The 14,061-nt window shown below is 44.0% G+C and carries 14 protein-coding genes; 2 read left to right on the top strand and 12 right to left on the bottom strand.

The features are described 5' to 3' along the window. Window positions 1–127 precede the first annotated feature (127 nt). The gene (gene glsB / locus ACXAFM_RS03390; RefSeq protein ID WP_474833371.1) at window positions 128–1,036 is read left to right on the top strand and encodes a glutaminase B; all 909 of its coding nucleotides are present in this window, start codon (window positions 128–130) and stop codon (window positions 1,034–1,036) included. 39 nt (window positions 1,037–1,075) lie between these two features. On the opposite strand, the gene ACXAFM_RS03385 is transcribed toward glsB, so the two are convergent. From ACXAFM_RS03385 to ACXAFM_RS03330, 12 genes are all read right to left on the bottom strand, one after another. Then, entirely contained in the window at window positions 1,076–2,512 is a 1,437-nt protein-coding gene (locus ACXAFM_RS03385; RefSeq protein WP_474833369.1) for a lipocalin-like domain-containing protein, read from the bottom strand. Beyond that, window positions 2,509–5,511, bottom strand: coding sequence for an FtsX-like permease family protein (locus ACXAFM_RS03380; protein ID WP_474833367.1), 3,003 nt, complete (start codon window positions 5,509–5,511; stop codon window positions 2,509–2,511). The genes ACXAFM_RS03385 and ACXAFM_RS03380 overlap by 4 nt, the downstream gene beginning before the upstream one ends. A gap of 48 nt (window positions 5,512–5,559) precedes the next feature. Further along, a complete protein-coding gene (locus ACXAFM_RS03375) occupies window positions 5,560–6,321 on the bottom strand; it encodes an ABC transporter ATP-binding protein (protein WP_474833364.1) in 762 nt (253 codons plus the stop codon). A gap of 306 nt (window positions 6,322–6,627) precedes the next feature. Then, a complete protein-coding gene (locus tag ACXAFM_RS03370; protein WP_179984079.1) occupies window positions 6,628–7,329 on the bottom strand; it encodes a VC0807 family protein in 702 nt (233 codons plus the stop codon). A 46-nt stretch (window positions 7,330–7,375) separates the two neighbouring features. Continuing rightward, a complete protein-coding gene (locus tag ACXAFM_RS03365) occupies window positions 7,376–7,915 on the bottom strand; it encodes a rhomboid family intramembrane serine protease (RefSeq protein ID WP_269917431.1) in 540 nt (179 codons plus the stop codon). A gap of 20 nt (window positions 7,916–7,935) precedes the next feature. After that, on the bottom strand, window positions 7,936–9,102 hold the full coding sequence (locus ACXAFM_RS03360) for a glutathionylspermidine synthase family protein (RefSeq protein WP_474833361.1): 1,167 nt from the start codon (window positions 9,100–9,102) through the stop codon (window positions 7,936–7,938). A 2-nt stretch (window positions 9,103–9,104) separates the two neighbouring features. Beyond that, entirely contained in the window at window positions 9,105–9,773 is a 669-nt protein-coding gene (locus ACXAFM_RS03355; RefSeq protein WP_474833358.1) for a DUF1190 family protein, read from the bottom strand. A gap of 10 nt (window positions 9,774–9,783) precedes the next feature. After that, window positions 9,784–10,200 (bottom strand): DUF350 domain-containing protein, encoded by a 417-nt coding sequence (locus ACXAFM_RS03350; RefSeq protein WP_474805668.1) that lies wholly within the window; start codon window positions 10,198–10,200, stop codon window positions 9,784–9,786. A 14-nt stretch (window positions 10,201–10,214) separates the two neighbouring features. Then, entirely contained in the window at window positions 10,215–10,859 is a 645-nt protein-coding gene (locus tag ACXAFM_RS03345) for a YjfK family protein (protein WP_214996261.1), read from the bottom strand. Window positions 10,860–10,870: 11 nt separating this feature from the next. Next, complete coding sequence (locus tag ACXAFM_RS03340; RefSeq protein WP_183037593.1) at window positions 10,871–11,926, bottom strand: potassium channel family protein; 1,056 nt, start codon at window positions 11,924–11,926, stop codon at window positions 10,871–10,873. 147 nt (window positions 11,927–12,073) lie between these two features. Further along, on the bottom strand, window positions 12,074–12,754 hold the full coding sequence (locus ACXAFM_RS03335) for a PspA/IM30 family protein (RefSeq protein WP_334059629.1): 681 nt from the start codon (window positions 12,752–12,754) through the stop codon (window positions 12,074–12,076). Window positions 12,755–12,778: 24 nt separating this feature from the next. Beyond that, window positions 12,779–13,168 (bottom strand): DUF2170 family protein, encoded by a 390-nt coding sequence (locus ACXAFM_RS03330; RefSeq protein ID WP_118493217.1) that lies wholly within the window; start codon window positions 13,166–13,168, stop codon window positions 12,779–12,781. A 291-nt stretch (window positions 13,169–13,459) separates the two neighbouring features. Here ACXAFM_RS03330 and ACXAFM_RS03325 point away from each other — a divergent pair, with 291 nt between their 5' ends. After that, a complete protein-coding gene (locus ACXAFM_RS03325) occupies window positions 13,460–13,744 on the top strand; it encodes a DUF6471 domain-containing protein (protein WP_474833354.1) in 285 nt (94 codons plus the stop codon). The last annotated feature ends 317 nt before the right edge of the window (window positions 13,745–14,061 follow it).

Here is a 14,061-nt window from a genome sequence, read left to right as displayed (position 1 = left end):
AAGCAACACATAGCCGATAGAACTTAACTAAAATGGAAGCGCCGACGTTTTTTTAACAGGCGCTTTTCTTTTATTAGCAGAAAAAATATTAGCAAAAAAGAGGTCAAGCCAGAGAATGGAAAACGAAATGCTATCGTTACTGCAGGATATTTATGACGAAGTCGAGCCTATGCTTGGCATGGGTAAAGTTGCAGACTATATCCCAGCGTTAGCAACGGTTAATCCTCGTCAGTTTGGTATTTCTATTTGTGATATCAATGGGCACATCACGTCTATTGGTGACGCTAGCGTGCCGTTTTCAATACAAAGTATCTCAAAAGTCTTTAACCTTGTTTTAGCTATCAATCACTACGGTGAAACCATGTGGGAGCGAGTAGGGTGTGAGCCTTCTGGCCTGCCGTTTAACTCTCTTGTACAGCTGGAGTATGAAAATGGTATTCCACGTAACCCTTTTATTAATGCAGGTGCTTTGGTGGTAAGCGATATGGTGCAATCGCGCTTTGCATCACCTTTTATTGCCATGAGAGACTTTGTAAGGCGCTTAAGCTGTAATGGCAATATCGTGGTCAACAAGGTCGTGGCAGATTCTGAATACGAACATCGCTCTCGCAATGCAGCAATGGCATATTTGATGAAGGCTTACGGAAATTTTGAAAATGAAGTGGAGGATGTGCTTCGCAATTACTTTCACAATTGTGCGTTAGAAATGAGTTGTGAGGACTTAGCACGTTCAACCAGCTTTCTCGCTAACGCCGGCTTTTCAACCTGCGCCAATGAACAAGTCCTAACGCCTTACCAAACTAAACAAGTGAACGCATTACTTGCAACCAGCGGAATGTATGACGAAGCGGGCAGCTTCGCTTTTAAAGTGGGTCTGCCGGGTAAAAGCGGGGTAGGCGGCGGTATTGTTGCGGTCGTCCCTGGTCGATTTACCATTTGCGTATTTTCCCCAGCGCTTAATAGCGTGGGTAATTCTCAGCTAGGCGTAGCGGCTTTGACCTCGCTGAGCGAGCGCATTAACTGGTCTATTTATTAGGGCCTATTGCGCTTTGCTGTATATCGGTGTCAACAGGCCTTAGTAGCCCGTCAATTCCATGAAGCCGCTCCCCGAGTGGGAGCCCTCTACTTCAACTCGTCCCTCATAGTAGGGAAATAAACTGTTATTCCACTGTTTTTCTTTAAACGCGCTAACGGAGACATCGATGTTTTTTGTCGGTAACTGTATGCGCCAAGCTGTGGGAACGGAACGGACTGAGCTGCCTTGTTCACCTTCTACTTTGTTTTCTACTTGAATTGGCTCATAGCCTGCTGGCGTAATAGATAGGCTGTCTTGCTTGATGGTCTCTTTCATTCCAGCTTTACTTATGAAGCTGGCCGTTGTGAATACTTCCGCGTTTTGAGTTTTACTTTTCTCTTCGCTGTCAGTATTCGTATGCATTCGAAACGCCATAAGTTTGCTTCCGTCGTTTAAATGCAGTGAAAACCAGTCCCACCCCAACGCCTCGCTGTTGGCCAAGTGGCTCGTCCATTCGTGATCAAACCAGCCTTTACCCTTAACCTTTATGTTATTGCCCTCTATATTTATTGTTCCTCGGGCGTTTATAAAGGGCTGGCTGTAATAGTAAGAGCGAAGTCGTTCGTCTTGCGTTTTTTTGCTATAGCCATTATCGCCTTGCTTTATAAAAGGGCCCGAAGAGTCTAAGTTAAGCGCAACCTTAATGGCTTTATGCATTGGTGTTTCTTCATTGCTCAACTGTGTATCTGCAGGTGAAGCTCTATTTACAGCACCATTTTGAGCTTCATCGCTTCTAGGTAGCGCACCTTCAGGAGATTTGGAGGTTGCATTAGGCGGCTGATTTGTATCGCGCGTATGTTGTTTACCAAAAGCAAAGGTTAACGTGGAGGGAAACATAGCTTTACTTTCTACTTTGGCTGCGGCTTCCGACATTGGTTGTGCTGCCTTCCAAACCCAATCATCTATGACAGTAGTGAAGGGGCTTTGTTTTACGTATGCGTTACCTACGCCGCCACTCGCAAATCGCTCTTCAAAATAGTGATGATTTAGGGTGTGTAGTGAGGCGTGCCCCATCCATTGCTGTCCGTTAGCCCAATTTCGCACGACTGGTTTATCAGTACTCATATTGGCGGCCGTATCAGTATTGAATCGAAAAAGCGTATACTGCAAACCGAATTCCTGACCGTCTTCGCCACTTAATACAAAGGTTAGGTACCACCATTCTAATTGGAAGTCGGGGTGGCTTTTATGATCTTCAGGAAGCTCAACATACGTGTTTCTTTCTACTGAAATAAAGGCGTCGCTCGATTGCATCTCGCCAAAGAAACCACGAGGTGAAGAAGCTTTTGAGGACTCACTACTCTTGCTTTGCTCGTTTGTATTTGAACTGTCATTACAGGCAGACAAGAATGAGCAAGTGAGAAAAAGCAATAAACAGCTAAATTTGCTGAAAGCCCAAGGAGAATAGTGGCTATTGCGATTTAATCTATACCTCATAGCTGCACTTCCTGTCTTAAATCAATTTTGGGTTTGAGTTTCCCTAAAGGTAATAAAAGCACCAGTGAAACGATAAGCAGAGAAAGGCCCACACTAGAAAGAATGACGTTTACTTCAATTGAAAGAGGGTAAACCCAGTTAAAGGCGTATCGGTTGACTAAATTTATAAAGACGTAGGCTAAGTAAATGCCAAAGGGAATGGCGAGCAATGCTGAAACAAAGCAGAGCAGTAGGTATTGCATAAATAACGATGCTTTAACTTTAAGCTGGCTAACCCCAAGTGCTCTTAGCACAGACAGTTGTGGTGAACTACCTATCGTCAAAACGGTAAGAGACACCGCGAAGGCAATGCCTGCCACAAGCAAAGTCGTAATATTCAGGCCATCGGTCAACACAAAGGTGCGGTCAAACGTATCCATGGAGGTATTTAGAAGCGCCTGCCTGCTATACAGGGTTATGTCGGCTTCATCTCCAATGTGAGCTGTTAGCTGTTGTTCGAGCGTTTCTTTTGCGAAAGTAACCTCGCGACCCGCTGTTGTACCTTGGCTGTCGTTTAGCTTTGGGTATATAGCCAGTACGCCGGAAAATAAGCTATTTCTCACTGTAATGTTGTTTTGGTTGAATAGAGGGAGAGGCGCTAATATCTGCCCATTAAGGTTGCCATAATCAGGGTATATTCCAAGCACTTTCCATTCAGGTTGTGTTGAAAAAATACGTGTATTTGAAGGCCTGCTTGGCAAGTTGTTGGCAGAACTGGCTTTCGCCCCCTCAGCTTGAACGGTTGTTGGGTTTGTGGATAGGGTAACGTTCGAACTACTTCCATTTATCCCTTTTCGAAACCTAATATTAGCTACACTTAGCGTCTCGCCTAATTCAGCATTAAGCGCGAAGGCTAATTGCTGATTAATAAATACCCCTTTCCCTTCCTTGAACGCACGCCAAGCTGCACTATGGTCGTTGTTTATTACGTTATCGAGGACCAGACCCTCTTTACCATTTTTATGAACAGGGTAACTACTAATAGAAACGTAAGTTGGCGTGGGGGTTATTACTTCATCTATTTTTTCTGTGCCGAATAAACTTATTACGTCACCGTCAGCTTTTAGCAAAGGCGTCACTGCCAGCGGTGATAGTGAATTGGCTGATAGTGATTCTACATTACTGAGTGGTGCGTCTGTGTATAGGTAGAAAGGCGCGTAAAGTCTTTGTTCTAACCATTGTTCAGTCGCGCTTCTAAAGCTGTCGGTCATGGTATTCATACCGATATTAGCCGTTAACGCGATGAAAAACGCACAAACAGCAAGGCGTGTTTTACTAGACAGTAAATGCATATTAGCAATCACGTAATGAAATACTGGCCATTGCCTTGGCACAAACAAAGCGAGTAGCTTAGCTACGATTGGTAGCCACAGAAGCACGAGTACGCAGCTTGTGAGTAGTAATAATGCGACAAAGAATAGTGCAGATGCCGGAGAGGTAACATAGGCTTCAGCAATAAACAGCAAAACCAAGGCAGCTGATGATATAAGCCCTACAGCCCATTGCCGCATGATTTTCTCTTTGGCAGGGCGCACCGTTAATGCATTTGAAAGCTTAACTATAGAAGCTAAGGCGAATACGACTAATGACGTAAAAGTCGTTATTAACGTGAATCCGAAAATAAAAAGCAGGTTGACGTCAGGGGTAATGAATGCGGCGTTAAACAAAGATGTAAAGGTACCGCTTATAACCGGTGATAACCATGACGCGGCTTGAAAACCTATGAAGATGCCAATTGGTGTACTTATTAGGCAGTAAACCAGCAGTTCAGTAAAAAGCGCGCCACTTAATACACGCTTAGATATGCCAAGTTGGCGAAGCCGTATAACGTTGGGTAGCCGTGTACGGTACATTAAGTTTAGCGCGTTCAGCACTATGAAAAGTGAAACCACGCCCATAAGCGCGCTCATTGCCCACAGGTTCAATCGAAAGCTATCTGGTAACGAGCCGGTATCATTGTCATCGCCGTTACTTGTTTGTTTAACCGCTAACCCAAGTAATGCTTCTATTGACTCAAGGTCTTGTTCGGAAAGCGTCGAGAGAGCTATTAGGCCAGTAAGCGGTACAAAACTTTTTTGCTGCTTTGAAATATGGTTAGCGCCGGGCTGGGTGTTATCCTTGCTGTTGGTATTAGCTTTGCTGAAGGTATTATTATTGCTGCTAGGGCTTATCCCTCCTTTGTAAAAGTCATCAATAGAGACCAAAATCGTATCTTGCGGTACCAGATTGCTTACATAAGCATTGACCGCTGCAGGCCAATAGGGGCGTGTTGTCGTCGTACTATCATTTCCACTTAGCGTATTGTGACAAGTGAGTTTGGCATTTGTAACAGGGTGAAGCAGTCCGTTTACTGAAAATGTCTCAGGAAGTTCGGCGAGCAATATTCGAGCAGCAGAAGCCTGGTTACTTTCTTTAGTCCTTAAAAAAAGAGACGAGAGCGAGAAGTCTTCGTCACCTGTTTGAAATGTACTTCCTAAAAGAGGCTGAGTATCAACGCCAAGCAACTTGAGAGTAATTGGTGTTGCTTTCTCATTGCTGCATGAGAGGGTAATACTGCGTTCAGATATAGCTATAAGCTGGGTAAAGCCGTGCCTGCGAAGGTTGGCATAATCTTCCTTCGTGAAGCCTTCACGAGTAAAGTGTTCATGTGTGGTCTGTTCTTGTACAGAGCGCTCATGATCAGATCGCTCTTGTGAGTACTCATTTTTAACGCTGCCTTGCAAGAGACTCCCTGGTTCAGATTGTACTCCGCTGTAGACTGGTGTAATGATACTACCGGTAAAAAGACCTTTATTAGATTGGAGAAGCTCACCTTGTGTCGCGCCCTCGTTTATCAGTAAAACGGTAACAAGCCCGGCATTGGCCAATACTATTGCGACCATAATGAGCAAGGGTTCCCACGGCCTATGCCTTGCCATAGCAAGAAGACTAGAGATACTCAGCAGTAATGTGCGCAGCAAAGCAGCTTCTCACTCTTTAACGACGTGTTTGTAAAAAGATTCATATTGCTAAATATCTTCACCATTACGGTCCTTTGCGTAAAATGGTGGTGAAACTGTGCCATTTATTACATTTGCAGACTCTATGCTTCCAAGCCTGGCATCTTCTAATACACCTTTATGTAGTCGCAAAACAGAATCCGCTTTTACCGCTACGTCTTGACTATGAGTAACCACAACAAGGGAGGTATTAGCTTGCTTGCAGGTTTGAAAAAGTAAGTCAGATACGGTTTCGCTGGTGGTCTCGTCTAAATTGCCGGTGGGCTCGTCGGCTAAAATAAGCGAGGGGCGATGTACGAGCGCTCGGGCTATGGCACAGCGCTGCTGTTCGCCTCCAGATAATTGGCTTAGCGGCTTTTGCGCTAAGGGTAATATTCCAAGCTGTTCCATTAATGCTAATTGATAGTCTTTATCAAAATTACCTTTTAGCCTTGCGGTAAACGCGATGTTATCCCATACATTAAAGCAGTCAAACAGGTTAAAGCTTTGAAATACAATGCCTAAATGCTGTTTACGAAAATTATCAATGTCTCTAGCCTGAGTGTTATTGCCAGTTTTGCCAACATTAGCAATTGCTAACCCATTTACCGCAATATCTCCGCTATCTGGGGTCTCAAACCCAGCAATGAGCGATAGCAAAGTAGATTTACCACACCCAGAGGCACCTTGTATGCTCACAGATTCGCCTGGGTTTACAGTCAGGTTAAGGTTGTTTATAAGCGGGGCTCCCGCCTCTGAAAACGATTTTTTTAACTCTTTTAATGTCAGCATAGGTCGGCGTTTTGGTCTAAAGATGTTGTTTTAAGCATGGCTTAAAACAAAAGCTATGGGGACTGGTATAAAATCCAACATGCCCTGATGGAACGGGTTATTTTTATTATTGAAAGTATACGTAAGACCTGCGCATTTTGGTTAAAAAGCGATGAGGAAATTCCAAGTGCGAATGCGCTATAGAAATTTTGGGTGTCTTGCGTGTTTCCTGAGTGTGGGATATCTAAAGTCAGCGATGCTTGAATATGCTACAGGGCAGAAGTATTTCGGATTTAAAAAGGGGCGTTAAGCCCCTTCGCGAGTTCTTTACTGGTTGATGAAGTTATCGAGTTCTTCGCCAGTGATTTTCTTGATTTGTGCAAATAAATACCAGAGCGCTGCAATAAGTAAAATCATGCTCGGGATCACAATGACAGGGTAGCTAAGCGCAGTCATTCGCCCTAACTCTTCTGTGTAAGCCGTTGTACCCGGCTCACTGACCAATATCATCTTGGCCAAAATATAATTAAGCGCTGAAGAGAGGAAAAACGAGCTCGCGACAATATAAGAGCTTACCGCCACCTTCTTTTTAAACTCTGGCTGCTTTCCTTTGGCATCTAGTACCTGATTGAGGTGAGGCCAGTTGATGATCTGGTCGTTAAGAATAAGCATTTTGACCAAGGGTTTGTTCGTGTACTGGGTCACTAACACCGCTATACCGATAATGCCCGGAATGGCCGCTTCTTTAATCGCAATATACTCTGCTGGCAGTTTAAGCAAGCTAAACCCACCAGTAAGTAACACGCTGATAATGCCAAGAACAGAAAAACCGTTTACCTTTCCTGATTCTTTCAGGTCCCATAAACCATAGCCAATGGGGAAGCTAAGTGCGGCTACGATACTCCAAGCCGGCCCTAGGTAATCTTCTGAACTCGCATAACTCATTAACACCACGGGAATAACAATGTTAAACGCGAGGTTGCCGAAAAAGCCTTGATTCTTTTGTGTAGGTTCTTGTACTGCTGACATATCTTTTATTAACGTCTTATCTTAAAGCCAATTATACGGAAAGTAATTAGCGTGCCCAGTGCCATGCAGCAAATAAGCCGCCAATAAAGCCAAACAGATGATATTCAAAGGAAATAAATTTTGATGTGGGAAGCACACCAACCAGCATCCCTCCATATAGCGCTGCAACTACTAGTGAAATAAGCAAATACCGCACTTTGTTACTTCTAAAACCTGCCAGCACGAGGAAACCGAAATAACCATATACCATGCCGCTTGCGCCAATATGCGTAGCGGTTCTGCCGAACAGCCATACACCTAAGCCACCTATCAGCAATGCGCTTAAAGTAGCAATGAGGAATGTGCGTTTTCCCCATTGCATGGTAAGCCACATAAATAGCAAAAGGGGGACGAGGTTTGCCATTAAGTGCGTCGGCGTTCCGTGAAGAAAAGGTGCAGTAAAAATGTAAGGCAAACTTGATAGCGTGCGGGGCACCACACCAAACTGATTTAATGCATTACCAGTGAGTAAGTTAGCTACTTCTATGACGATTAATAGTGCACCTAACGTCAGCAATACGCGAATTTGAAATGAAAGCGGCTTCATATAAAGGCCCCTTAGATAGATTACAAAATAATATGGGGAAGGTAGCGAGAAAGGTCTTGGGTGATCGCTGAGGCATCTTCTCTAACCGAAATGCCCGCCGGCATGTCATCCACTAACCAGCTACCTATAAGCGTATGATTACCTTCAAAAACGGGCAATGGTTCAAAAGCTTGAACAATAAAACCTTCTTCACCGTAAGGCCCGTCACTCAAAACGTTCTCAACACCGCTTTCGATAATTGATACGTTGGCTCCCTCTCTGGAAAAGAGGGGCTTTTTAATCCACTTGCCGGACAGGCTATTTGCATTTATTTCATCTGAAAAATAAGCGGGAAGCAGGTTGGGGTGACCTTCAAACTTTTTCCAAAGCTGGGGAAGCAGCGCTTTATTTGAAATAATTGATTTCCACGCGGGCTCTAACCAATTAACTTGGGCGTCTTCTAACACATCGCCAAACTCTTCGCGCAGCATAAATTCCCAAGGGTAAAGCTTGAAGCAGTCTGTAATTGGCGCGTCTTGAAGGTCAGTAAAAACGCCTGTGTCTGCTAGTCCAATATCTTCGATAAACACAAAGTCAGCCATAAGCCCAGCTTCTTTAGCGCAGTCTTGAAGGTATTGCACGGTACCGCGGTCTTCAACGGTATCTTTACAGCACGTCATATGCAGTTGATTTATATTGTAGTGCAGCGCAATTTCACGAAAGCGATGGACTAATTTTTCTTGCAGGCTGTTAAACTGGTCGGCATGCAGAGCAAGTTTACCTGCATCAACATTTTGAGAAAGCCACAACCATTGCCATAAGCCGGATTCGTACAAGCTGGTTGGCGTATCTGCATTATTCTCAAGAAGTTTTGCCGGCCCTTTACCGCTGTAAACAAGGTCAAGGCGAGAGTACAAACTTGGGTCTCTTTCGTTCCAGCTATTGCGCACTAAATCCCAGTGCTGCTCGGGGATGCAAAAGCGAGTAAGTAATTCCTCACTATTCACCACATCTTCAGTCACTGCCAAGCACATTTGATGTAACTCGGCAGTAGGGTCTTCAATGTCGTTTTCAATTTGCGCTAGCGTGAATTGGTAGTAGGCACTTTCGTCCCAGTACGGTTCGCCGTACATGGTGTGAAAATGGAAACCAAACTCATTGGCCAACTGCTGCCAGCCCTTGCGAGGCTGGCAAGGCATTCTAAACATATTTATCCGCCCCAGCCGCCTTTACGGCTGCTGCTACCCCAAGACGATTTAGCGCGCACACTGCTGCCAAACCCGCCTCGTTTCATGGTGCGGTTCACCGTAGGCTTAGGTTTGTATACACTTTTATTTACACGGTAATTTCTTTTTCGAATATCGCCGTCGAACACATAGCCGTCTGCCGTTATCCAGCGTGAACGAAATGGTGAATTGTATGAATAGGAAGTATATAAGGGTTGCGAGTAGTAGCGATTTGGCGATAGCAGAGAACTCACCATGTAGCCAGCCATGAATGGCATAAAAAAGCTGCCGCTACTATTGTTCACATATTGGCACTGATTAGGGCCAAATTCATGTTCGCAGTCGTACTCAGAGCTAAAGCGCGGACTGGTGCGCATAGCCTCGTCGACCGCTGTCTGGTAGGCAGCTTCACAACGCTCTACTGCATCAGGAAAATCCTGTTTACAGTCTTCTAGCGAGGTGTAAATGGTGGCGTCCTCTTTTTCACCGCCACAACCACTAAGGATGACGCTAGCCACGCCTAACGCTAAAGGCTTTATGTTAAAACCTTTGCGCATACTGTCAAGGTTGATGTGCTTGGTGCGCTTCATAACAGGTCGCTCACTTTGCTGGTTATCAACACTTTGACGTTTTAGGTTACTTTTATCTGTCATCGCTGCCCCCTTAATAGGTCATGCAAGCGGCATTGAGTAGGCCTACGGCAATAGACATGCTGGCAAGCATAACACCCGCAGAAACTTCGTTATTGTTTATGCGCTCAGCAATTTTCGGCATAAAGCTGAAACGCAAAATGGCAAACGCTAGGGATTGGGCAATCACAGCAACAAGCGCCCAAATAGCAAAATCCACCACAGCAACAGAGTTTGAAGCTGCACTACCAAGGGCGATAGCAAAACCGATTATAGCGCCACCAAAGCCGATGGCTGCTGCAACATTCTTTTCTTCTTTTACCAGTTTCCATTCATCGTGAGGTGTAACCAAGGCGTACACCAATTTGAAGATAAACAAGAAAACAATCGATAGGCCGAAGTACAGCGCAAAGTTATCCAGGCCGGCCAAAGAGTGCATAATGGTGTCCATAGTTATTCCTTTTTTTAACCGTTTATCGTGATGTCCGCAGGCTCAACATCGAAGCCTGTAGAAATCACTAAGCATCTATCTAAATTATTACCTACTTGCTTTTCTTCACCAACAACAAGCAAGGTCTCAACTCTATCGTTACTGATAGGGCGTTCGTATAACATCATAAACTGATCTGTTTTACTGACATCACCGTCTTCTTCGTAGGTTGTTTCGGTAACCGCAACAGGTGGCGATTCGTCGCCCACAGCACCCCACACGCGGGTATAGACCTTACCCTCAAGCTCGTAGGTAGGCTGACTGATTACGCTCTTTAAACATTCATTCCACTGAGCTGTATTGCCAATGGTTTTAGTTTCATAAAAGTGCCAAAGTTTCACGTCAGTAATGTGGTTTTCTGATAGACCACCATCGGTCACCACCTGTAAAAAGCCATCATCGTCAGTGTAAAAACGAAGCAGGGTGCCGCCAGTATCCAAAGGAGCTTCACCTACCGCTTGAATTAACTGCGAACGTGCTGCGCCTTCAATGGTTAACTCGGGCTCTAGTAGGGAAAGTTTTAAGTTATCTAATTCGAAAGAACCACCTAAGTAAAGCCCCATTATTTCTGGCGACTTAGGTTTTTTAGGCTCTGATTTTTTAAATAGTTTACTAAACATGTTTACGCCTCTTAATCAGCGTCCAGTGACGACCAGTTTATTGCATTAATGCGTCGCTCAGCGATGTAAAACAAGGTGTCACCTGGGTTTAACGTAGCGTCTAACGGCGGGTTTACCACCATTTCTTTCACAAGACCATTCGGTGCATAACCAATAAAGATAGCGTCGTGTTTACGCTTTAAATTGATAAATAACTTGGCAACGGAAATCGCTTGGCAACTTTGCGGTATTTTTACTGAAAATTGGGCTTGCCCTTCATCAATACTTAGCAAATCGTGATGAAGCATACTTGACCCTGGATCAAATGCAGCTTTAACCAGCATTTCTATTGCAACACTAGGTGTGCATTCCACTTTAGGGCAGTGGTCCTGAAGCAAACTAACTAAGCTGTCATCGTCGAAATAAGCCACTTGATGAGCATCAGGGTTGCGCTTGGTACAATAAAGCGCAGTAGTCATGGTGACATCATCTTGCGGATTATCGATAACAATAGTTTTGGCAGAGCTTACACAAGCGCGGTCCATATCTTCGTCTTTGTTGAACGAATCGACTTTTACAAATTCAATGACGCCAGGCATCGGGTTGGTAATATCAGCTTTTACGCAAAGTACAATGTCAGGACGTTCAGACATTGCATCTCGTTCTTGAAGAATTAAGTCAAGCAGCATCATGGTGCGCTGCTCATTCCAACCAATCACCAAGATATGTTCATTAAGCATCAAGCTATTCATACCCAATAATCCTTTCTTCCACGTTAAAGAAACCCAAGCTGCAATTCGGCCAATCACCATGGCGAAAATACTCAAACCAAGCGGTATGACATAAAGCGCAACAACTAATTTTCCCGCTGGTGTGACGGGAGACAAATCGCCATAACCTACCGTTGAAGCAGTGACCGCTAACCAGTAGACAAAATCGGTTTTAGCAATTAAGTCGTGTTCGCCTGCAGCGAAAAGAAGCCAATAGCTTGTTACTGCGTAAAACGCGGTCGCACCGACAATGGTGTACCAGCGAGACTCTGCAAAGTATTGCAGCATGATTTTTCGCAGTTTAATCCATGGAGACATAAAACAAACAGCCCTTGTTATGCGTGCCCTTACTCTGCCTTGAAGTACTTGATTTGTCTAGATTAGGTCGATGCTATCTGGCGATTAATGCAAGGAATTATTGTAACAAGAATTAAAAATGGGAGCGCTTGGCTCCCATCCTTTAACTTACTTGCCTAGAATTCGAGCTAGCTCGTCATCGGCTGAGGTTTTACCCCCTTTAATGCCCGCTTCTGCTAGGCGTTTTTCTAAATCGCTGCTCGACTCTTCGCTAGCCAGTTCCTCGGCTGCTTGAAGTTCTGCGTTGCGCATCTTTTGCTTATCCTGAATGCGAGACAAAGACTCAGTAGCTGTCTTCATTTTGCTGTTCGCGCCCATGTGGCGTGAAGAAACCGCTACTTGTGCTTTTTGAACGCTTTCAGTGGCTTTTACCATATCCACTTGCTGCTCTAAGCGGCGCAAATTCGCTTTAGCTTGCTGGATGTTATGGGCCAACTGCTTTTCAGACTGTTTGAACTGATCAAGGTAGGTTTGTTCTTGTTCACGTTCTTCTTTCAGCTCTGACACTTTCTGTGCACAGTCAAGAGCAAGCTGACGATCGTTATCTATCGCTTTACGCGCATGCTCCTCATACTCAGCTATTGACGAGTTAAAGCTATCTACTTTTTGTTGTGAAAGTTTACATTTCGCCAAAATCTGCGTTCGTGCATGATCAGACTTACGTAGTTCTTCTTTGGCTTCTCTGATTTCTTGTTCCAAAATTCGAATCGCCTGACTGTCTGCAACAGACTGCGCAGCTTCGGTAGCACCACCTTTTACTGCAGTAATTAGTTTTTTCCACACTGACATTCGCTTCTCCTTAAGAAGTAAATTTTAGTTAAGGTGTGTTTCGTAGGCATCTAAGAAAGATGCAACATTTTGAAACAAGGTTTCCACTTCAATAACAATACTTTCGGCTTTCGACTGGGCACTTAATGCACCAAAGGCGGTGTAATATTCTTCGCCACCAATATTAGAAATACCTACCGTGGTAAGAGGAAACACCATGTGAGTAGACAGTATTTCATGGTCAAGCGCAGGCTTATCTTTTACTTCCGACGCGGCGAACAAGAGACTTTCTACCAAAATTTGCTCACCGCTAATTGCAAGCCATGCATCAATGCCGTCTTGATTAGCAATAAGTAAGCAGTTTTCCTCATGTGTTACCACAAAGTCATCGTGCTCTTTAAATAAGGCTTCGATGCTTTCCAGTTCCCAGCTCATACCTTTCTCCTTTAGTTATTAAAGCGATAATGTTGAAAACGAATGTCGTATGCGTGGTGCTTTGTAACGCATTGCTTAGCTTAAAACCGTGTTGAAACACAAAACCTAAAACCTAGCATTACCAAAAGAACAACCGCAGTTACTGTAACGACTATTTACGTCTTCGCCAATATCTTGACTTGCAGTGTAGACCTATTGTGCCATAATCGTCAACAATAAATGCATGCTATAAGTGTAAAAAAGTGTTTTTTTGTAAAATATACATCACATTTGTGTGGTTTTGGAGGCTGTGTGAACACAGGAAATACGCAAAGAGCAAAGAATGCATGGCGACAAACGGTGGCAAGAGTCGTGAAATCTGAAATGTCTGTGCGCGGCGTAAAATATCAAGCACTAAGCCAAAGGCTCGAAGAAATTGGCGTGGATCAAAGCGCTGACAATCTAAGGAATAAAGTGAATAAAGGTATTATGGGGGCCGATTTATTGCTTCAGATTTTATACGTGCTTAAAGCTCGACCTTTAGATGCCGCGCTTTTAGAAGAAATCTTAACTGATCTTAGCGTTTCGAAAGAGTAGAATAGGGCAGATAAAAAAGTACCCGGCACATGCCGGGTACGAACGATAAGGAATGTTATGGGAGAACATCATCACTATCTGGAGCAGATGTTAATCGTTTAAGTATTTGCCTGCTAGTACAAAATTCAGCTAGTGCGTATTTTGAGCGATAAGTGGGTATTAATAGCTATACTTATAGGCTGAGAGGTAGGATTTCTAAGACTTTGGTCGACATTGATTTCTGTGAAATTTCGCAACTTTAGTATAATTACCTCCTCTTGATATTGTGTTAAACCATAAAGAAAGCAACGTAAATTGCGTTTAAATTAAGAATCTAT

The sequence above is a fragment of the Alteromonas sp. ABD4_190 genome, from assembly GCF_056160105.1.
This window is presented reverse-complemented; position numbering and strand designations above follow the sequence as displayed.

Excerpts from the sequence above, each read along its gene's own strand:
- ACXAFM_RS03370 (WP_179984079.1), bottom strand. The coding sequence starts at position 7,329 with ATGTCAGCAGTACAAGAACCTACACAAAAGAATCAAGGCTTTTTCGGC.
- ACXAFM_RS03340 (WP_183037593.1), bottom strand. The coding sequence starts at position 11,926 with ATGTCTCCATGGATTAAACTGCGAAAAATCATGCTGCAATACTTTGCA.
- ACXAFM_RS03360 (WP_474833361.1), bottom strand. The coding sequence starts at position 9,102 with ATGTTTAGAATGCCTTGCCAGCCTCGCAAGGGCTGGCAGCAGTTGGCC.
- ACXAFM_RS03355 (WP_474833358.1), bottom strand. The coding sequence starts at position 9,773 with ATGACAGATAAAAGTAACCTAAAACGTCAAAGTGTTGATAACCAGCAA.
- glsB (WP_474833371.1), top strand. The coding sequence starts at position 128 with ATGCTATCGTTACTGCAGGATATTTATGACGAAGTCGAGCCTATGCTT.
- ACXAFM_RS03365 (WP_269917431.1), bottom strand. The coding sequence starts at position 7,915 with ATGAAGCCGCTTTCATTTCAAATTCGCGTATTGCTGACGTTAGGTGCA.
- ACXAFM_RS03335 (WP_334059629.1), bottom strand. The coding sequence starts at position 12,754 with ATGTCAGTGTGGAAAAAACTAATTACTGCAGTAAAAGGTGGTGCTACC.
- ACXAFM_RS03350 (WP_474805668.1), bottom strand. The coding sequence starts at position 10,200 with ATGGACACCATTATGCACTCTTTGGCCGGCCTGGATAACTTTGCGCTG.
- ACXAFM_RS03385 (WP_474833369.1), bottom strand. The coding sequence starts at position 2,512 with ATGAGGTATAGATTAAATCGCAATAGCCACTATTCTCCTTGGGCTTTC.
- ACXAFM_RS03375 (WP_474833364.1), bottom strand. The coding sequence starts at position 6,321 with ATGCTGACATTAAAAGAGTTAAAAAAATCGTTTTCAGAGGCGGGAGCC.
- ACXAFM_RS03345 (WP_214996261.1), bottom strand. The coding sequence starts at position 10,859 with ATGTTTAGTAAACTATTTAAAAAATCAGAGCCTAAAAAACCTAAGTCG.
- ACXAFM_RS03330 (WP_118493217.1), bottom strand. The coding sequence starts at position 13,168 with ATGAGCTGGGAACTGGAAAGCATCGAAGCCTTATTTAAAGAGCACGAT.